This is a genomic window from Propioniciclava sp. (genome assembly GCF_036744435.1).
GTDB lineage: Bacteria > Actinomycetota > Actinomycetes > Propionibacteriales > Propionibacteriaceae > Propioniciclava.
Map to the genome: position 1 here is coordinate 1 of NZ_DAIOIA010000059.1, position 18054 is coordinate 18054.

The 18054-nt window shown below is 69.8% G+C and carries 19 protein-coding genes; 11 read left to right on the forward strand and 8 right to left on the reverse strand.

Translation table 11 applies throughout. The features are described 5' to 3' along the window. The 3 genes from V7E09_RS08925 to V7E09_RS08935 form a co-directional block, all read right to left on the reverse strand. Positions 1-659 (reverse strand): threonine aldolase family protein (locus V7E09_RS08925; protein ID WP_324523277.1); only part of this gene is annotated, 659 nt, incomplete at its 3' end. Further along, complete coding sequence (locus V7E09_RS08930; protein WP_324523278.1) at positions 659-2056, reverse strand: class II 3-deoxy-7-phosphoheptulonate synthase; 1398 nt, start codon at positions 2054-2056, stop codon at positions 659-661. The genes V7E09_RS08930 and V7E09_RS08925, both read right to left, overlap by 1 nt. A 43-nt stretch (positions 2057-2099) precedes the next feature. Then, a complete protein-coding gene (locus V7E09_RS08935; RefSeq protein WP_324512008.1) occupies positions 2100-2864 on the reverse strand; it encodes a lysophospholipid acyltransferase family protein in 765 nt (254 codons plus the stop codon). A gap of 56 nt (positions 2865-2920) precedes the next feature. On the opposite strand from V7E09_RS08935, the gene V7E09_RS08940 reads away from it, so the two are divergent. Continuing rightward, a complete protein-coding gene (locus V7E09_RS08940) occupies positions 2921-3679 on the forward strand; it encodes an alpha/beta hydrolase (RefSeq protein WP_324512009.1) in 759 nt (252 codons plus the stop codon). A 46-nt stretch (positions 3680-3725) separates the two neighbouring features. On the opposite strand, the gene V7E09_RS08945 is transcribed toward V7E09_RS08940, so the two are convergent. Together V7E09_RS08945 and V7E09_RS08950 are read right to left on the reverse strand one after the other, a co-directional pair. Then, entirely contained in the window at positions 3726-4808 is a 1083-nt protein-coding gene (locus V7E09_RS08945) for a hypothetical protein (RefSeq protein ID WP_324523279.1), read from the reverse strand. Positions 4809-4936: 128 nt separating this feature from the next. Then, positions 4937-5158 (reverse strand): hypothetical protein, encoded by a 222-nt coding sequence (locus tag V7E09_RS08950; protein ID WP_324512011.1) that lies wholly within the window; start codon positions 5156-5158, stop codon positions 4937-4939. 175 nt (positions 5159-5333) lie between these two features. On the opposite strand from V7E09_RS08950, the gene V7E09_RS08955 reads away from it, so the two are divergent. Together V7E09_RS08955 and V7E09_RS08960 are read left to right on the forward strand one after the other, a co-directional pair. After that, on the forward strand, positions 5334-7064 hold the full coding sequence (locus tag V7E09_RS08955; protein ID WP_324512012.1) for a DEDD exonuclease domain-containing protein: 1731 nt from the start codon (positions 5334-5336) through the stop codon (positions 7062-7064). Between the two features lie 4 nt (positions 7065-7068). After that, positions 7069-7344, forward strand: a complete 276-nt coding sequence (locus V7E09_RS08960; RefSeq protein ID WP_324512013.1) for an Lrp/AsnC family transcriptional regulator — start codon at positions 7069-7071, stop codon at positions 7342-7344. A 111-nt stretch (positions 7345-7455) separates the two neighbouring features. On the opposite strand, the gene V7E09_RS08965 is transcribed toward V7E09_RS08960, so the two are convergent. After that, positions 7456-7974 carry a peptidylprolyl isomerase gene (locus V7E09_RS08965; protein WP_324512014.1) on the reverse strand — a complete coding sequence of 173 codons (519 nt, stop codon included), beginning with the start codon at positions 7972-7974 and terminating at the stop codon, positions 7456-7458. A gap of 196 nt (positions 7975-8170) precedes the next feature. Between V7E09_RS08965 and V7E09_RS08970 the strand changes: the two genes are divergently transcribed. The 3 genes from V7E09_RS08970 to V7E09_RS08980 all read left to right on the forward strand — a co-directional run bounded on the left by V7E09_RS08970 (position 8171) and on the right by V7E09_RS08980 (position 10538). Continuing rightward, positions 8171-9175, forward strand: coding sequence for a sunset domain-containing protein (locus V7E09_RS08970; protein WP_324512015.1), 1005 nt, complete (start codon positions 8171-8173; stop codon positions 9173-9175). 145 nt (positions 9176-9320) lie between these two features. Further along, positions 9321-9830, forward strand: a complete 510-nt coding sequence (locus tag V7E09_RS08975) for a hypothetical protein (RefSeq protein WP_324512016.1) — start codon at positions 9321-9323, stop codon at positions 9828-9830. Positions 9831-9839: 9 nt separating this feature from the next. Next, a complete protein-coding gene (locus V7E09_RS08980) occupies positions 9840-10538 on the forward strand; it encodes a prepilin peptidase (protein WP_324512017.1) in 699 nt (232 codons plus the stop codon). A 71-nt stretch (positions 10539-10609) separates the two neighbouring features. On the opposite strand, the gene trpD is transcribed toward V7E09_RS08980, so the two are convergent. Both trpD and V7E09_RS08990 read right to left on the reverse strand, forming a co-directional pair. Further along, positions 10610-11656 carry an anthranilate phosphoribosyltransferase gene (gene trpD, locus V7E09_RS08985; RefSeq protein ID WP_324512018.1) on the reverse strand — a complete coding sequence of 349 codons (1047 nt, stop codon included), beginning with the start codon at positions 11654-11656 and terminating at the stop codon, positions 10610-10612. Then, positions 11653-12078: a response regulator gene (locus tag V7E09_RS08990; RefSeq protein WP_324512019.1), complete on the reverse strand. Its 426-nt coding sequence runs from the start codon at positions 12076-12078 to the stop codon at positions 11653-11655. Before V7E09_RS08990 ends, trpD begins: the two co-directional genes overlap by 4 nt. Before the next feature lie 188 nt (positions 12079-12266). On the opposite strand from V7E09_RS08990, the gene ctaE reads away from it, so the two are divergent. The 5 genes from ctaE to V7E09_RS09015 form a co-directional block, all read left to right on the forward strand. Continuing rightward, positions 12267-13004 (forward strand): aa3-type cytochrome oxidase subunit III, encoded by a 738-nt coding sequence (gene ctaE, locus V7E09_RS08995; RefSeq protein WP_442956861.1) that lies wholly within the window; start codon positions 12267-12269, stop codon positions 13002-13004. Positions 13005-13037: 33 nt separating this feature from the next. Beyond that, positions 13038-13838 (forward strand): cytochrome bc1 complex diheme cytochrome c subunit, encoded by an 801-nt coding sequence (gene qcrC, locus V7E09_RS09000; protein ID WP_324512020.1) that lies wholly within the window; start codon positions 13038-13040, stop codon positions 13836-13838. Next, on the forward strand, positions 13835-14908 hold the full coding sequence (qcrA, locus tag V7E09_RS09005; protein WP_324512021.1) for a cytochrome bc1 complex Rieske iron-sulfur subunit: 1074 nt from the start codon (positions 13835-13837) through the stop codon (positions 14906-14908). The genes qcrC and qcrA overlap by 4 nt, the downstream gene beginning before the upstream one ends. Further along, the gene (qcrB, locus tag V7E09_RS09010) at positions 14908-16638 is read left to right on the forward strand and encodes a cytochrome bc1 complex cytochrome b subunit (protein ID WP_324512022.1); all 1731 of its coding nucleotides are present in this window, start codon (positions 14908-14910) and stop codon (positions 16636-16638) included. The genes qcrA and qcrB overlap by 1 nt, the downstream gene beginning before the upstream one ends. A gap of 90 nt (positions 16639-16728) precedes the next feature. Next, the coding region (locus V7E09_RS09015; protein ID WP_324512023.1) for a GuaB1 family IMP dehydrogenase-related protein at positions 16729-18054 on the forward strand (1326 nt) is incomplete at its 3' end.

Sequence of the window (18054 nt, forward strand, 5' to 3'; positions counted from 1 at the left end):
GCGCGAGCCATCGCGTCGGCCGAGCCGACCAGCACCGAGCCGATCGGCGCCCCCAGGCCCTTACTGAAGCACACGCTGACCGTGTCGAACAGCGCGCCGTACTCCCCCAGCCCGATGCCGGTGGCGACGTGCGCGTTCCACAGTCGCGCGCCGTCCAGGTGGAGCGCCACCCCGGCGTCCCGCACCAGACCGGTCGTGCGCACCAGCACGTCCCACGGCTGCACCGTTCCGCCGCCGAAGTTGTGCGTGTTCTCGAGCTCCACGCACGCCGTCGAGACCAGGTATGGCCCGGCGTCCGGAGCCAGCAACGCCTCGACCTGGTCGGGGGTGACGCGGCCATCCGGCGTCACCCAGGTGCGCATCGTGACGCCGCTCAGCGCCCCATGCGCGCCCATCTCGGCGCGGGCGATGTGGGCGCCGCTGTCGCACAAGACCTCCTGGCCGGGTGCCACGTGCACCGCGACGCCGAGGACGTTGGCCAGCGAGCCGGTGGCGCAGTACAGCCCGGCCTCGTGGCCGAGCAGCGCCGCGACCCGGCTCTCCAGCGCCGCGACGCTCGGATCCTCGCCGTAGACGTCGTCCCCGACCGGCGCCTGGGCCATCGCCTCCCGCATGCCCGCGGTGGGCCTCGTGAGGGTGTCCGAACGCAGGTCGATCATCACAGCTCCCGCGGCTCGAACTCCTGCACCGGGTTCGTGCCCCGCCGGACGATGTCCTCGCGCAGGCGCTCGGCCAGGTAGAACGCCAACTCGATCCCCTGCTCCCGGTTGAGCCGAGGATCGCACGCCGTCTCGTAGCGGGTCGCCAGATCGGCCTCATCGAGCTCATGGACGCCGCCCACGCATTCGGTGACGTTGTTGCCGGTCAGCTCGATGTGGACGCCGCCGGGCCAGGTGCCCAGGTCCGCGTGCACGTCGAAGAAGCCGTCGACCTCGTCCCAGATCACCGGGAACGCGCGGGTCTTGTAGCCGCGCTCGGTGGAGTACGTGTTGCCGTGCATCGGGTCGCAGACCCAGGCCACCTTGCGTCCGGTGGACTCGACCGCCTCGATCAGCGGGGGCAGCGCGTCGCGCACCTTGCCGGCTCCCATCCGGGTGATGATCGTCAGGCGTCCGGGCTCGGCGTTGGGGTCGAGCCGCTCGACCAGGGCGCGGGCGTCGTCGGCGGTCGTCGACGACCCCATCTTGATGCCGATCGGGTTGCGGAGGCTGGCCAGCAACTCGACGTGCGCGCCGTCGAGCTGACGCGTGCGCTCCCCCACCCACAGCAGGTGGCCGGAGGTGCCGTACGGCGTTCCGGTACGCGAGTCGATGCGGGCCATGGCGTGCTCGTACTCCATCAGCAGTGCCTCGTGCGAGGCCCAGTAGCCGACGGTCCGCAGCGAATCGTCGCTGACGCCGCAGGCGACCATGAACGCCATCGCACGCTCGATCTCGTCGCTGAGCTGGGTGTACTTCTCCTCGACGTTGCTGGTGCGCACGAAGTCGCTGTTCCAGCTGTGGACCGTCCGCAGGTCCGCGAAGCCGCCATTGACGAAAGCGCGCACCAGGTTCAGCGTTGCGGCCGAGCTGTTGTACACGTCGAGCAGACGCCGCGGGTCATGCACGCGCGCCTGGGGCGTGAAATCGAGGCCGTTCACGGCGTCGCCGCGGTAGCTGGGAAGCGTGAGCCCGTCCCGGGTCTCCAGGTCGTTGCTGCGCGGCTTGGCGTACTGGCCGGCGATGCGTCCGACCTTCACCACCGGCACCTGCGCCGCGTACTGCAGCACGACCGCCATCGAGAGCTGGACGCGCAGCGAGTTGCGGATGTTGGCGGCGGTCACGTTCCCGAAGGTCTCGGCGCAATCGCCTGCCTGCAGCAGAAAGGCGCGCCCCGCAGCCACGTCGGCCAGCCTGGCCTTCAGTTCGTCGGCCTCCCCCGCGAACACCAGCGGGGGACGCTGCCGCAACTCGGCGACGACGTCGTCCACGGCACGCGCATCGGGATAGGTCGGCTGCTGGGCCGCTCCGTGGGCATGCAGATCCGACAGTGTGGGAATGGTGGTTGGCACCGCCATAGGATACGCGACCGGCAAGAACGGTTCTCACCGGGGCCGCCGGTCAGGACGCGGCGGGCTCCGGGGCCGGCGGGAGCGGAGCAGGGCCGCCCCCCGGACGCGATTTGATGCGACGCAGCGCCTCCTCCTCGCTCATGCCCCCGTACTTCACCGACGTGGCATAGGCGTCGACGTAAACCTGCCCGGTGAGCTGCTGGATCGCGGCCATCACCTCGTCGGTCACCCACCGCAGCACGGCGCGGTCGTTCTCCCCCCAGGCGTATTCGGAGAAGTCCAGCGGGCGTCCGAAGGTGATGACCGGATGATCCGCCCACGGGATACCCAGGCGCTTCCCGGTGAACTGGGAATCACGGACGGCGACCGGAATCACCGGCGCGCCCGAGGCGAGGGCCAGCCGCGCGATGCCCGTCTTGCCCTTGTACATGCGCCCGTCCGGGGAGCGCGTCCCCTCGGGGAAAATCCCGGCCACACCACCGTGCTCCAGCACCTCCAGGATCGGTCCCAGGCCGTCGGCGGACGCCCGCCCGCCCGAACGATCCAACGGGACCTGCCCGACGGCCGTGAGGAACCAGGCCACCAGCTTCGTCATGGGTCCGCCGCGTCCGGTGAACATCTCGGCCTTCGCCGGGAAGATGACCTTCCGCGTGATCAGGGCTGGCATCACGAAGGTATCGGCGGCACCGATGTGGTTCCCGGCCAGGATGACCGGCCCCGAGGGTGGGATGTTCTCCTCCCCCACGGCGCGGGCGCCGTAGCCGAACCGCACCACCGCGCGGAACGGCACCTTGAAAAACCCATACCAACTCATGTCAGGCGGACCTCCTGACGGGTCAGCCTAGTGGGCCGTTCGCCTACGATGACGCCATGACGATCGCGGACCAGGCACGCCCCTTCCACGCCGACGGCGGGCCCGTGGGCGTGCTGTTGTGTCACGGGTTCACCGGCACCCCGGCGTCGATGATCGCGTGGGCCCGTCACCTGAACGCCGCGGGTTTCACGGTGGCATTGCCCCGGCTGCCCGGGCACGGAACGACCTGGCAGGAGCTGAGCGTCACGTCCTGGCACGACTGGTACGACTGCGTCGAAGCCGAGTATCAAGCCCTGGCGCAGCGGTGCGAAGTGGTCTTCGTGGCAGGGATCTCGATGGGAGGGTCCCTCACCCTGCGTCTGGCCGAACAGCACCCGGACATCGCCGGGCTCATGCTGGTCAATCCGGCCCTGGGCGCCGTCGACCCCCTGGCGCGGTTCGCCCCGGCGCTGAAGTACGTGATCCGCCGGGTGGATTCGGTCGGCAACGACATTCACAAACCCGGCGTCGACGAGGGCGGCTACGGCGTGACGCCGGTGGCCGCGGTAGCCGAACTGCTGGGGCTGTGGACGGACGTGCGGTCATGCCTGGACTTGGTCACGTGCCCGATCATCCTGTTCCGCTCGGCAGTCGACCACGTCGTCCCGGCATCCTCTTCGGACGCGGTGGTGCGGCAGGTCTCCAGCGACGACATCACCGAGGTGATGCTGCCCAACAGCTACCACGTCGCGACCATGGATTACGACGCCGACACCATCTTCGCGGCCTCAACGGCGTTCGTCGAGCGGGTGGCGCGGTCCGCGGCGCGGGTGTGACCTGCGCGCCGTGCGCGCTCGCTGAGACGCGACGCCCGGTGGTGGATCAGCGCCGCAGGGCGGCACGCAGCGCGTCGGTGAACGCTGCGTCGTCGGGGCGTCCCGGCGACTGCCAGTCGGCGAACCAGGCGTCGGTCTGAACTCGCCCCCAGCGCTCCTGCGCCCCCGCCACCGCCCGCGCGGCGAGCGCGTAGACGGCCAGATCACCGGCGACCACGGCCTGGTCGCTGGGAAGTGCCGCGGCGTCCGGATCGGTGGGCAGAAGCGTCGCGTTGCTGGCCTCCAGGTCGGGAAACGCACGCTCGGCCCCATGCTCGGCGTAACCCTCCACCACCCACCCGGGGGCGACGCGCGCGGGTGAGCGCGTCACGGCGTGCACCGCCTCGTGGGTGAGGAGCTGGGCACGCCCCGTGTCGTCGAGTCCCGGGCGGTCGACAGGATTGCAGACGATGCGAGCGTCATCATCGCTGCCCCGCAGCCGCACATAGGCGCCGATCCCCGCGGGTTCGCCGAACTGCAGGAGATCGGCGGGTAGCTCCACCACGAGCGAGCCGTCCCAGGCCGGGTCGGGCCGCCACGCGCTCCAGTCCTCACCGATCAGCCGAGATTGAGCCTCGGCGGCCGCCGCGAGCCAACTCTGGGCCGAGGCCGCGCGACCGGTCGCGACGATCGCCCAGACCTGGCCTTGGCGGAGCACCTCGATGGCGTGGTGCAGCCACACGACGGCATGATCGCCGAGGCGCTCAGCGATACTCGTGACCCGCCCGGCTTCGTCGACGTTGAGCGTCACCTCGGCGCTGCCCCAGCCCGGCTCGGTTCCAGCCCTGGTGCGGATGCGCAGCCCGCCGTCGTTCGGTTCGGCCCGCCACGCGCCCAGGGCCAGCGCATTGGCTGCGATGATCCGCCCCGTGGTGGCCGCCTCGGCCGCGAACACCCTGGCGAACCGGGTGGCATCGCGGCCCTCGACCGCCGCGTTGAGTTCGCTCGCGATCCGGGCGAGCAGGCCCTCCGAGACGGTGGTGCCCGGCGTCGCAACCGCACCGTTCCCCTCGTCGCCCTGCGTGGCGCACCCCGTCACCAGCCCGGCCGCCAGCAGCAGGGCCGTCCGGCGTCCGATGCGTACCGTCACGCCCCCGACGCTACCGCGCAGGAGCGCCGCCATCGCGTCCTGGCCAGGGGGTGCGGCGCTGGGGCCGGCGGACGGCACCGGGCAGCAGCCCACCGCCCAGACGGCGCCGGCGCAGTCGTCGCGCCTGATCAGGCACCACGCCGCCACCGGTGCGCCGTGATCGGGACCAGGCGAAGGGGCGGCAGCAGCCCGCCTTCAGCCATGACGTCGAGTGCCGCCCGCTCGTCGTCGGCCAGGGCCGCCGAAGGCACCTCCTGTCCCGGAGCACCCAGCAGGGCCGACACCACGCAGTCGTCGCACGCGGGGCCTTTGGCCGCGCAGCCGACGCAATCGATGAGCATCGTGTTCATGGCCTCACCCTGGCAGCGCCCGCTGACAAAACGGCGTCCCCCTGGCTGCGCCGCGTGCGACGGGCATCGTCGGGCCCCGGCCGAGACCACGTGGTCTGCGCCGTCCCAGGGGCGGGGCCCGCAGGTCTGCGCCCAGGCAGGGAACTGTCAGTGGCCCGCCGTAGCGTTCCCGATCATGACCTCCGTCGCCGCGCAGCCCAGCTTCGAGGATCTCGGCCGTCCTTTGGCCACAACGCCCTTTGTGGTGGTCGACCTGGAGACCACGGGCGCGGGCCCCGACGCGACGATCACCGAGATCGGAGCCGTCCGGGTGTGCGGGGGCGAGGTCGAGGGCGAGTTCCAGACGCTGGTGAATCCCCACGCTCACATTCCGCCACTGATCTCGGTGCTTACCGGCATCACCGACGCCATGGTCGCCGACGCCCCACGGGCCGATCAGGTGATCCCGCCGTTCCTCGAGTTCGCGCGGGGCTCGGTGCTCGTGGCCCACAACGCGGGCTTCGACGTCGGCTTCCTCAAGCGGGCGTGCGCCGACCAGGGCGTGCGCTGGCCGGGATTCGGTGTGCTCGACACGGTCGCCTTGGCCCGCGGGGTCCTGACGCGCGACGAGGTCCCCAACGTGAAACTCGCCACCTTGGCCCGGCACTTCCACGTGGCGGATCCCCCCAACCACCGGGCGCTGACGGACGCACGCGCCACGGTGACGGTGCTGCACCGGCTTCTGGAGCGCGTGGGCAACCTGGGGGTGTCCACCGTGGAGGATCTTCTCGAGTTCACCCGGGGGGTCTCTCCGGAGCGCCGCGCCAAGCGAACGTGGGCCAAGCAGGTGCCGAGCGCTCCGGGGGTCTACCAGTTCGTCGCCGACCTCGCAGATCGCGACGGCCAGGTCCGTCGCCAGGTGCTCTACGTCGGCAAGAGCGTCAACCTGCGCTCCCGGGTGGGCAGCTACTTCACGGCGTCGGAGAAGCGTCCCCGGATGGAGGAGATGATCCGCATCGCCACGGGGGTGGAGACGACGACCTGCCGCACCGCGTTGGAGGCGGAGGTGCTGGAACTGCGGCTCATCGCGGCGCACGCGCCGCGCTACAACCGTCGCTCCAAGTTCCCCGAGCGCCAGCAGTGGATCAAGCTCACCCGCGAGCCTTTCCCCCGGTTATCGGTGGTGCGCACCGTGGCCGACGACGGCGCCTGCTATTTCGGCCCCTTGTCGCGTCGCAGCGCGGCTGAGGACGCGATGCTCGCCCTCTACGACGCCTTCCCGATCCGGCAGTGCACGACGCGCCTGTCCGAACGCACGCCGAGCGGTCGCTGCGCTCTGGGCGATCTCGGCAAGTGCGTGGCGCCCTGCGACGGCAGTATCGGGCGGGCTGAGTACGCCCGGCTCGTCGAGGAGGTGCGCGCCAGCCTGACGGTGGACGTCCGCGCCGTGGTGCATGCCCCGCGCGAGCGGCTCGCCGCGCTGATCGCCCAGGAACGGTTCGAGGAGGCGGAGCGGCTGACGGGTCGGCTGCGCGGGTTCGTGCGCGCCGCCACGCGCGCCCGCCGCGTCGGGGCCCTGGCCGGCTGTGCGCAACTGGTGGCCGTCCGCCGCGCCGAGGTGGGCTGGGACGCGCACGTGATCCGCTACGGGAGGCTGGCGGCTGCGGCCCATGCGCGACCGGGTGAGTCGGTCGTCGGGGTCGCCCGGGAGGCGATGGCGGTCGCCGAACAGGTGCCCACCCCGGTCCCGGGTCTGCCTGCGGCCAGCATCGAGGAAGCCGAACGGATCTGCTCCTGGCTGGAGGCTCCCGGCGTCCGCCTGATCGAGGTCGACGGCGAATGGGGCTGGCCGCTGCATGGGGCCATCGCCGAGGCCGAACTTCCGCGCTTCGCCCTGGGCGAGGCTCCGTCCGCCTCGCTAGGGTGAGCCCATGAACACCGCGATCGTCTTCATCTCCACCGCCGTCGACCAGGTCAGCGAAGTGGCCGATCGGGTCGCGGCCATGCCGGAGGTGACCGAGGTCTATTCGGTTACCGGTGACGTCGACCTGATCGCGATCGTGCGCACCCGGGAGATCGAACGCATCGCCGATGTCGTCACCGGTGGCATCAACAAGGTCCCGGGAGTGACCGGCACCAAGACTCACCTGGCGTTTCGCGCCTACTCCACCCACGATCTGGAAGCGGCCTTCTCCCTCGGCGAGTGAGGTGCGCGCTCCCGCACCGCTCCTCCCGCCGTCGGCCGGGGGCACGTCGTGCACGCACGGGTGGGGGCAACGGACTCGCCGTTCCCCCCACCCGTGCGGGATGCGAGAGGCTCAGGCCTCGTCGATCTCCACCGACTCGATGACGACCGGCTCGATCGGGCGGTCGCCCCGGCCGGTGCGGACCTTACCGATCGCGTCGACGACGTCGCGCCCGGCCTGATCGGCCACTTCCCCGAAGATGGTGTGACGGAAGTTCAGGTGCGGGGTCGGAGTGACCGTGATGAAGAACTGCGAGCCGTTGGTGCCGGGACCCGCGTTCGCCATGGCAAGCAGGTAGGGCCGGTTGAACGACAGGTCGGGGTGGAACTCATCGCCGAACTGGTAGCCCGGGCCGCCGGTGCCGGTCCCGAGCGGGTCGCCGCCCTGGATCATGAATCCGTCGATGATCCGGTGGAACGTGACACCGTCGTAGAACTTGCCGGTGGTGGTCTGGCCGGTCTCAGCGTCGCGGTATTCCTGGGTCCCGTCCGCGAGCCCCACGAAGTTGGCAACGGTCTTGGGAGCCTGCTCGTCAAAGAGGTTGAGCGTGATGTCACCGTGGTTGGTGTGGAGCGTTGCCTTCTTGGCCACGTCGGTTCCTTTCATGCGCGGGCCCGCCATGCGGGCGTTACTCCCCCACGTTACCCAAGCCCACCCGGCGTCGCGACGCGGCCACGCCCCCGAGGCATCCCTGGGAATGACGTGCTGCCCCTGTGCCGCGAGGTGGGCCTTGGGTACGGTGGCTGCTACGCGATCACGCGAACCCAATCAACCAGGAGGAAAGACCGTGAGGAAACGGAAGAACCTCGAAAGCGTTGTCGGTGATACCACCCACGCCGCTCAGGATCTCGGCAAGGACGCCCTCGCTCAAGCGGGCGTGTACCTGCAGCAGGCCCAGGAATACCTGACCCCGCTGGCCCAGGACGCCAAGAAGAAGGGCGCCAAGTTCGCCGCCGACGCCGTCGACGCCGTGCAGCCCAAGCTGGATGAGGCCCTGAACCGGGTCTCCCCCGCCATCGACGAGGCCTACGCCCGTCTGGCCCCCGCGGTCGACACGGCTCGCGACAAGGTGCAGAACAATTTCATTCCCGCCGTCAGCGAATTGCTGCACAATGCGGCCGACGATCTGGCCAAGGTCGAGATCCCGGCCCTGGTCGAGCCGCCCAAGAAGAAGTCGGGCTGGAAGACCTTCGGCAAGATCCTGCTGGCCGGCGGTCTCCTCGTCGGCGTCGTCGTGGCGCTGCGCAAGTTCCTCGCGCCGAGCGACTCGGGTTGGTACGCGCATGAGCCCAGCCAGCCGTACGTCCCGACCTCCACCCAGAACCTCGTCGACGACCTGTCGAAGAAGTCCGATGAGACCGCTGACGCGGCCTCGGAATGGATCGACCAGGCGGGTGACAAGGCCGAGGCTGCCAAGGATGCGCTCGCGGACGCTGCCGACAAGGCCGGGGAGAAGCTGAACGACGCCAAGGACGACCTGGCTGATGCTGCCTCCGACGCCAAGGACGCCTTGAAGAAGGGCGCCTCGAATGTCAAGGAGAAGGCGGCCGACGCCGTCGCTGACGCGAAGAAGGCCGCGGAGGGTGATGCTGCCCCTTTCGTGGATAGCCCTTACGGGGAAGGTTCCTTCGTCGGAGCCGAGCCGCCGGAGGGCTTTCGCATCAAGGGCAACGAGCGGTCGATGAAGTTCCACGTCCCCGGTAACGGGGGCTACGAGCGGACGATCGCAGACGTGTGGTTCGCCGACGAAGCCGCAGCTCAGGCCGCCGGCTTCACCAAGGCGCAGCGCTAGCCACCAGGCACCAGCCAGGGGGCGCGATCCGTGCGGATCGCGCCCCCTGGCGCGTGCATGGATGCCACCACCGTCGCGTCCTCAACCTCACACTCGGCCCGATACGGCGGCCTTTCTGGATGACCGTTCGTCCCGAGGAGCCATCATGTCCGTCGCCCTGTTCTCCGTTTCGCCGTCAGGGAAGCGTCGCGTCGACCCCGACCGGTGGGTCGACGCGGCACCGTTTCGCGCGCATCTGACGCATCTGTGCGCCGCCTCGGGCCTGACCTGGCCGGTGGTCGCGCTGCACGCGGGGTTGACGCTGCGCCACGCCGACGCCCTCCTGCACGGCCGCGAGGGGCGTCCGGCGCGCCGGCTTCCTCGGCCTGCTGCGCAACGACTGTGGCAGGTCGAGGTGGGCGATCTGCTGGTCCTGAGGCGCACTCTGCTCCCCGCCGACGCGACCGCGCATCGTGTCGCCGTCCTGCGGGAACGCGGCACCTCCGCGGCGCGCATCTGCGCCGACCTCGGCTGGCCACCGGCGCGGCTTCGGTCGCTGCTGGGGCGCACCCCGGGTCGGGTGACCGCAGTGGAGGCGCTGGGGGTTCGAGCTCTGGCCGAATCCCTCGATCGGGTAGACCAGCGTTCACCGGTGCGCGACGCCCGTGCGGCCTAGGCTCAGCCCGTGCCCTCCCCCGTCGCGCCGCAGCTCGTCTCGATCGACGCCCTCCCCCTCCTCGCCTGGGGCTTGATCGGGGCGGCCCTGCTCGGGGTGGCGATGGCCGCCCTGGCGCCCCATGTCCTGCGCGCGCTGCCCGAGCCCCTGCACGATCCCGAGGCTCCCCGCTACAGCAGTTTGGCCACGCCCGGCTTCATCGTCACCACGGCCGCGTTGACGGCGCTGGGCAGCGCCGTGGTGGTGTGGCGCGCCGACCCCGCCCTCTGGCTCGCGTGGTCGTCGCTCACGACGGTCAACGTTCTGGCCTGCGCCATCGATGCCCGCACCACGTGGCTGCCCGCCCGGCTGTCGTGGGCCGGGTGGACCCTCGCCGCGCTGGGGATGCTCGCCGCTGGCGTGGCGGCGTGGTCGTGGCTGCCGGTGGTGGCGGGCCTGGTCGGCGCGCTCGTCGTGGGTGGCTTCTTCCACGCCGTGTGGCGGCTCAGCGGGCAACTCGGCTACGGGGACGTCCGGCTGGCCACCACGGTGGGGGCGGTGACCGCGCTGTCCTCGCCCGCGCTGGCGCTGTGGGCTCTCCTCGCCGGTACTCTGCTCGGCGCCCTCACGGGGCTGGTCCTCCGCGCCTGCGGGCGCGTGGGCGGCTTCCCCTACGGGCCGGGGCTCCTCACGGGGGCATTCGTCGCCCTGCTCCTGCCCTGGGTGTGAGTCGCGGGCCGGGAACGTGTCGAGCGAGTCGGCGGCTGACCGCCAGTCCGCGCCTGTCCGACAGTCTGCGGTCAGCCCGCCAGCCTGTGGGTCACCTCGACCCACCGCTGCAGCAGCGAACTCGCCGTACCGTCGTTCAGCACGGCCGCAGCGCGCGCCAGGCGCGCGCGGAACTGCTCGGCGAGCGGTGCATCCGGGTCGGGGCCCTCGAACGCCAGGAGGGCGGCGGCCGCATTCAGCGCCACGATGTCGCGCACGGCCCCGGGCTTTCCTGCGAACGTGTCGCGCGCCACCTGCGCGTTGAAGGCGGGGTCACCGCCCACGAGGTCGGCCCGCACAGCGCGGGGGATACCCAGTTCCGCCGGGTCGAGGGACGTTTCCACCGCGCGCCCATCCGCAATCACCCAGACACGGCTCTGCGTGGTCGTCGTGAGTTCGTCGAGCCCGTCGCCGCCGTGGAAGACCAGGCCGCGCTGTCCGCGCCCGGCGACCACGTCGGCCACGACACCTGCCATGACCGGGTCGGCGACGCCGATCGCCTGCGCATTCGGTCGCGCCGGGTTGGCCAGCGGACCCAGGAAGTTGAAGACGGTTCGGATGCCCAGCTCGCGCCGGGGAACGGCGGCGTTGCGCAGGGAGGGATGGTAGTGCGAGGCGAACAGGAAGACGATGCCGACCTCGTCGAACACCTGCGCCTGCGCCGCGGGGTCGAGATCGAGGACGACGCCCAGCGCTTCCAGGCAGTCGGCCGTCCCCGACGCCGACGAGGCGGCCCGGTTGCCGTGCTTGACGACGCGGGCCCCTGCCGCGGCGGCCGTCACGGCAGCCATCGTGGAGATGTTGACCGTGTTGGCCCGGTCGCCTCCGGTACCGACGATGTCGACGGCCTCGGCGGTGGGCAAGGAGATCGGTCGGGCGTTCGCGAGCATGCCGCTTACCAGGCCGGTGAGCTCCCCGGGGGTGACCCCCTTGGCTTGCAGGGCGACCATGAAGCCTGCGATCTGGGCCGACGTTGCGGCACCGGCCAGGATTTCGTTCATCGCCCAGGCTGCCGCATCCGAATCGAGGTCGGTGCCGGTCACCAGGCCGGTCAGCAGGTCAGGCCAGGTCTGGCTCACGAGACGTGCGCCTGCTTCCCCAGGCGCTCACGCAGCAACTCGGCGACGGGGGTCGGCAGCCGGACCGGGTCGATCGGGTAGGGCACGACCGCGTCGGCCCGAGACCAGGTGGCCAACCAGGCGTCCGCCACACGCTCGACCAGGAGCAGGAACGGCGGGCAGCCGGGGACCTCGTCCTTGGCCTGGCGGCACAGCCCCATCCCGCCGAGCGGGACGGCCTCGCCGTCGGCGATCACCAGGTCGATGCCGCCCTCATCCAACGTCTTGATGGCGGCCTGGTGCGTCGCGCACTCCACCATGGTGAGTTCGGGCACATCGGCCGCGACGCGCCGACCCAGTGCCACCTTGATCTGATCGCGGGTCCGGCGGTCGTCGGAGTAGATCAGGATGGTGGCCTTGGCGGCAGGTGCCTCTTCGCTCATCGCGTCCTCACTTCTTCCACGGGCAACGGCTGCCATGCTATCGCCCAGATCGGCCTGGCGGCGCACGGAACGCCCCTCCCGTGGTAGGGGCCGGGCCGTGGTGGCGCCGGCCGCCCAGATAACGAACGCTCATCTTTTAGCGACTGGGTCCCGTACGAACGTGACCCCGGCACGGTTCAACGGTAATAATGGCGCCCGTGGCGAATACATCGAATACGAGCGCGGTCCCGGTCGTCCCTCACGGCGCACTCCACCCGGTGGCGCCCGCACGGCTGAACGGCATCAAGGGCCGTCCGGACATGTTGGCTGTCGGCACGGTGATCTGGCTCGCGAGCGAGCTGATGTTCTTCGCCGCGTTGTTCGCCGCCTACTTCAACCTGCGCAACGTCACCACCTCGATGGCCGCGCCCGGCGAGGAGACCATGTGGCAGTGGGGCAGCGCCCACTTCATGCAGAGCTGGTTCGGCATCGACGCCCCCTGGTTCTCACTGATCAACACCACCATCTTGGTGCTGTCCTCGATCACCTGCCAGGTGGGGGTTCACCGCGCGGAGCGAGGGTTCGTCTCCCGCACCGGGGGGCTGCTCAACGTCGCCAAGTGGGGGATGCGCGAGTGGTACACGCTCACCTTCGTCATGGGGGCGGTCTTCCTCGGTGGTCAGGCCTACGAGTACGCCACGCTCGTCTCTGAGGGCTTCCTGCCGAGCACCAACGCCTACACGTCGGCCTTCTTCCTCGCCACGGGCTTCCACGGCCTGCACGTCCTCGGCGGCCTGATCCTGTTCATCTTCATGCTGGGCCGGACCTACATCGCACGCACCTTCACCCATGAGCAGCGCGTCAGCGCCATCGTGGCCTCGTATTACTGGCACTTCGTCGACATCGTGTGGATCATCCTCTTCGCGGTGATCTACATCATCCGCTGACCGTCCGTCCCCACTTCGAAAGGCGCACACACCATGCGATCGGGTCATCCCAGAAGGCGGCGCAAGGCGGCGCGACCCCTCTCCCTCGTCCTGGCACTCGTCCTGCTCGGCTCCCTGTATGCGGCGTTGGTGCCGACGAGCCAGGTGGCTGCCGACAACGGCACCTCCGCCCAGGTCGCCGAGGGCAAGGCACTGTTTCAGGTGACCTGCTCCTCGTGTCACGGGCTCAACGGCGAGGGCACCTCGCAGGGCCCCTCCCTGATCGGCGTCGGCGCGGCCTCGGTCGACTTCCAGATGAGCACCGGCCGCATGCCCATGGCTCGCCCCGGTGAGCAGGCTCCCCGCAAGGTGAACACCTACACCGCCGAAGAGATCGGCAGCATCTCCGCGTATGTCGCCTCGCTGGGCCCCGGCCCGGCGATCCCGAACTCGTCACAGTACGACTACTCCAACCTGACCGACGAGGAGATCGCCCGGGGCGGCGAACTGTTCCGCACGAACTGCTCCGCGTGCCACCAGGCCGCCGCCAACGGCGGGGCTCTGCCGAACGGCAAGTACGCCCCGTCGCTGCACGGCGTCGAGCCGCTGCACATCTACGAGGCCGTGCGCACCGGCCCGCAACAGATGCCCGTGTTCGCCGCGGGCGCCATCCCCGATGAGGACGTCGCCGCGATCATCGGTTACCTCAAGGGGATGGAGGAGGAGCCGTCGGCCGGCTTCACGCTCGGCGGGCTCGGCCCGGTCACCGAAGGTCTGTTCGGCTGGATCATCGGGATCGGCGGTCTGTGCCTGTTCGCCGTCTGGATCACTTCACGAGGAGCGCGAGCGAAATGACGCACGACCAGTCCACTCTGATCCCGCGTGAACAGGGCGACCCGGACGTCCCGGTGTCGGATCCCGGCATCGAGCCGCACGTCGAGCGCTACACCGACTCCGACCCGCGACTGAGCCAGCGCACCTATCACCAGGTGGTGGCGATCTTCGGTGTCGTGCCGATCCTCGCGATCGCCTTCGTGGTGATCTACTTCGCCGTCCCCCCCGCCGCGACCGCGGAGCTGCTGGGGTTGCGGTGGGCCGTCCAGCCCACCCTGCTGGGCCTGAGCGCCGGCCTGGGGGTCCTCCTCATCGGCATCGGCGCCATCCACTGGGCCCGCCAGCTCATGAACGACACCGAGATCTCCGAGGAGCGCCACCCGGTGGCGTCCACTCCGCAGGAGAAGGCGGGATTCCTCGCCGCCGTCAACGCAGGCGCCGAGGACGCCGGCATCAAGCGCCGCGGCATGCTGCTGGGATCCCTGGGGGGAGCCATCGGCATCATGGCCGTCCCTGCCCTGGTCACGCTCGCCGACTTGGGTCCGTGGCCGACCGCGGCGACGCGCAAGGAGACGTTGGAGCACACCTTGTGGGCCGACGGCGTACGCGTCGTCAACGACACCAACTGGGTCCCCCTCAAGGCCGCCGACATCGAGATCGGGCAACTCGTCAACGCCGAGCCGGAGAACCTGCGTGACCTCCACGGCACCGAGTACCAGAACATGAAGGCCAAGACGGCCCTCATCGTCGTCCGCATGGACCCGAACTCCATCAAGATCCCCGAGTCCCGTCAGGACTGGCAGGTCGGCGGGATCCTGGCCTACAGCAAGATCTGCACCCACGTCGGCTGCCCCATCTCCTTGTGGGAGCAGCAGACTCATCACCTGCTGTGCCCCTGTCACCAGAGCACGTTCGACCTCGCCGACTCCGGCGTCGTCGTCTTCGGCCCCGCAGCACGCTCGCTGCCCCAGTTGCCGCTCAAGGTCGACGCAGAGGGCTACCTCGTGGCCCAAAGCGACTTCACGGTCCCGGTCGGCCCCAGCTTCTTCGAGCGGGACTCCCGCAACGACTACAAGAAGGGTGACCGATAATGGCGAGGCCCGCTGAGATCTCCCCCGAGGCGCCCCTGCTCGACACCCAGGCCCCCACCGACGAGGACACACTCACCACGGTGCCGGGTCCCGTCGGCTGGCTGGACGAACGCCTCGGCGTCGCGAAGATCGGCAAGGCCGCCCTGCGTAAGGTCTTCCCCGATCACTGGTCCTTCCTGCTGGGCGAGATCGCGCTGTACTCGTTCATCGTCCTGCTGCTCACGGGGCTGTTCCTCACCATCTGGTTCAAGCCGTCGATGGCCGAGATCGAGTACGAGGGCAGCTACCAGTTGCTCCGCGGGCTTCCGATGTCGCAGGCCTTCGAGTCGACCCTGCATCTGAGCTTCGACGTGCGCGGCGGACTGCTGGTCCGCCAGATCCACCACTGGGCGGCCATCTTGTTCATGGCGTCCATGACGGTGCACATGCTGCGCATCTTCTTCACCGGCGCCTACCGCAAGCCGCGCGAACTGAACTGGCTCATCGGCGTCGTGCTGTTGTCGCTGTCGATGATCGCCGGCATGACCGGCTACTCGCTGCCCGATGACCTGTTGTCCGGCACGGGCCTGCGGTTCACGCAGGGTGCCATCTTGTCGGTGCCCGTGATCGGCACCTGGGTGCAGTTCTTCGTGTTCGCGGGCGAATACCCAGGCGACGCGATCATCGCCCGGTTCTACATGGCTCACATCCTGTTGATCCCGGCCATCCTGCTGGCCCTCATCGGCGCGCACATGGCACTGCTGGTGTACCACAAGCACACGCAGTTCCCCGGTCCCGGGCGCACCGAGAAGAACGTCGTGGGCTACCCGATGTTCCCGGTCTACATGGCCAAGGCGGGCGGGTTCTTCTTCATCGTGTTCGGCGTCCTGATCCTCATGGGTGCCACCATGTCGATCAACCAGGTGTGGCTCTACGGCCCGTACAACCCCGCCCAGGTCACCGCTGGTTCCCAGCCTGACTGGTACATGGGGTGGGTGGAAGGCGCAGTCCGGATCATGCCGGGCTTGGAGTCCCACTGGGGCCCCACCACCTGGTCGTGGAACATCTTCCTCCCGTTCGCCGTACTGATGGGCATCTTCTACACGTCACTGGCGTTGTGGCCCTTCGTCGAGTCATGGATCACGGGAGACAAGCGCGAGCATCACCTGTTGGATCGGCCCCGGAACGCCCCGACGCGGACGGCACTCGGTGTGGCGGGTATGACCTTCTATGGGTTGTTGTGGACCGGTGGCGGCAACGACATCATCGCCACACATTTCCACCTGTCGCTCAACGCGGTGACGTGGTTCTTGCGCTTCGCGGTCTTCCTCGGCCCGGTGGTGGCGTTCCTCATCACGAAGCGCATCTGCCTGTCCCTGCAGCGGGCCGACCGCGAACGGCTGTTGCACGGGTCGGAGTCGGGGATCATCACCCAGAGCCCGGAGGGAGGGTTCTCCGAGCCGCACACGCCGATCTCGCACGATGAGGCGTACACGCTCACCCAGCACACGCAGCACACTCCGCTGGAGGAGACCCCGACCGTCGACGAGCACGGCGTTCGCGTCAAGAATCCCGACGCCGTCAGCGGCTTCCGGGCACGGCTCTCACGCTGGTACTCCGGCGATAACATCCCGATTCCGTCGCGCAGCGAGATCGCCGATGCCGCCCATCACGGAGATGAGAGCCACAGCGACGCCGAGCCGGGCGAGCTCGAGGCGGAGGACACCACGTCCGAAAGCCAGCTCCACTAGGCGCTCCGAAGCAGAAGTTCTGTCAGCCGCGCGCGAGGGGCGGTGGCCATCCAGGGTCGCCGCCCCTCGCGCACGACTACGCTGAGGGTCGTGCGTTTCACCACCGGCAAGCCCGATCATGATCTGACCTACGACGACGTCTTCATGTCGCCGACGCGATCCTCCGTCCGCTCCCGCATGGAGGTCGATCTCACGTCGACCGATGCGCTGGGCCTCCCGACCCCGCTCGTCGTCGCCAATATGACCGCCATCTCCGGGCGTCGCATGGCCGAGACGGTCGCGCGGCGCGGCGCGGTCGCGATCATTCCGCAGGACCTCTCCCCCGCCGCGGCGACCGACGCGATCGTCCGCGTGAAGTCGGCGCACACCGTCTTCGACACCCCGATCCGGGTGACGGCCGACATGATCGTCGGGGACGCGCTACCGCTCATCCCCAAACGGGCTCATGGCGTCGCGGTCGTGCTGGAGGACGGCGCCCCCGTGGGCTTGTTGTCCGCCGCAGAGGCGGCCGGCATGGATCGCTTCGTGCCGGTGCACGAACTGATGACGACCGATCTCACTCTGGTGCCCGCCACGATCGCACCCCAGGAGGCGTTCGATCTGCTCACCGAGCAGCGGCGCAAGATCGCCATCGCGGTCGACGGGGCCGGGCAACTGGTCGGTGTCCTCACGCTCAAGGGAGCCATGCGCTCAGCCCTGTACGCGCCCGCCGTCGACGCCCAGGGCAGACTCCGCATCGGGGCCGCGGTCGGCATCTCAGGTCCCACCCAGGAGCGGGCGGACGCCCTCCTGGAGGCCGGAGCGGACGTGTTGGTCATGGACACCGCGCACGGCCACCAGGACCGGATGCTGGAGACCCTGCGCCTGGTCCGCGAGGTGCGCGACGCGCACGCGGCCCGCACCGGCGTCCGGGTGCCGTTGGTGGGCGGCAACATCGTCACCGCCGAGGGCACCAACGACCTGATCGAGGCCGGCGCCGACATCGTGAAGGTGGGCGTCGGTCCGGGTGCCATGTGCACCACGCGGATGCAAACGGGAGTGGGGCGGCCGCAGTTCTCCGCGGTGCTGGACTGCGCCGCAGCTGCCGCCGACCTCGGCAAGGCGATCTGGGCCGACGGCGGCATCCGGCACCCTCGCGACGTTGCCCTCGCTCTGGCCGCTGGTGCGGGTGCCGTCATGGTGGGTTCGTGGTTCGCGGGTACGCACGAGTCCACGTCCCCGCTCATGCGTGACGCGGACGGACGCGCCTACAAGGAGTCCTTCGGGATGGCTTCCGCCCGCGCCGTCCGCGCCCGGACCAAGGAGCAGAGCTTCTTCGATCGAGCCCGGGCGTCTTTGTTCGAGGAGGGCATCTCCTCGTCGCGCATGTACCTCGACCCCGCGCGGCCCGGCGTCGAGGACCTCATGGACTTCATC

What these genes read in the sequence shown, in the direction of transcription:
- ctaE (WP_442956861.1), top strand. Translation starts at nt 12,267, where the DNA reads ATGGCGCCCGTGGCGAATACATCGAATACGAGCGCGGTCCCGGTCGTC.
- V7E09_RS08990 (WP_324512019.1), bottom strand. Translation starts at nt 12,078, where the DNA reads ATGAGCGAAGAGGCACCTGCCGCCAAGGCCACCATCCTGATCTACTCC.
- V7E09_RS08940 (WP_324512009.1), top strand. Translation starts at nt 2,921, where the DNA reads ATGACGATCGCGGACCAGGCACGCCCCTTCCACGCCGACGGCGGGCCC.
- V7E09_RS08935 (WP_324512008.1), bottom strand. Translation starts at nt 2,864, where the DNA reads ATGAGTTGGTATGGGTTTTTCAAGGTGCCGTTCCGCGCGGTGGTGCGG.
- V7E09_RS08955 (WP_324512012.1), top strand. Translation starts at nt 5,334, where the DNA reads ATGACCTCCGTCGCCGCGCAGCCCAGCTTCGAGGATCTCGGCCGTCCT.
- V7E09_RS08975 (WP_324512016.1), top strand. Translation starts at nt 9,321, where the DNA reads ATGTCCGTCGCCCTGTTCTCCGTTTCGCCGTCAGGGAAGCGTCGCGTC.
- qcrA (WP_324512021.1), top strand. Translation starts at nt 13,835, where the DNA reads ATGACGCACGACCAGTCCACTCTGATCCCGCGTGAACAGGGCGACCCG.
- V7E09_RS08930 (WP_324523278.1), bottom strand. Translation starts at nt 2,056, where the DNA reads ATGGCGGTGCCAACCACCATTCCCACACTGTCGGATCTGCATGCCCAC.
- V7E09_RS08950 (WP_324512011.1), bottom strand. Translation starts at nt 5,158, where the DNA reads ATGAACACGATGCTCATCGATTGCGTCGGCTGCGCGGCCAAAGGCCCC.
- qcrC (WP_324512020.1), top strand. Translation starts at nt 13,038, where the DNA reads ATGCGATCGGGTCATCCCAGAAGGCGGCGCAAGGCGGCGCGACCCCTC.
- qcrB (WP_324512022.1), top strand. Translation starts at nt 14,908, where the DNA reads ATGGCGAGGCCCGCTGAGATCTCCCCCGAGGCGCCCCTGCTCGACACC.
- V7E09_RS08960 (WP_324512013.1), top strand. Translation starts at nt 7,069, where the DNA reads ATGAACACCGCGATCGTCTTCATCTCCACCGCCGTCGACCAGGTCAGC.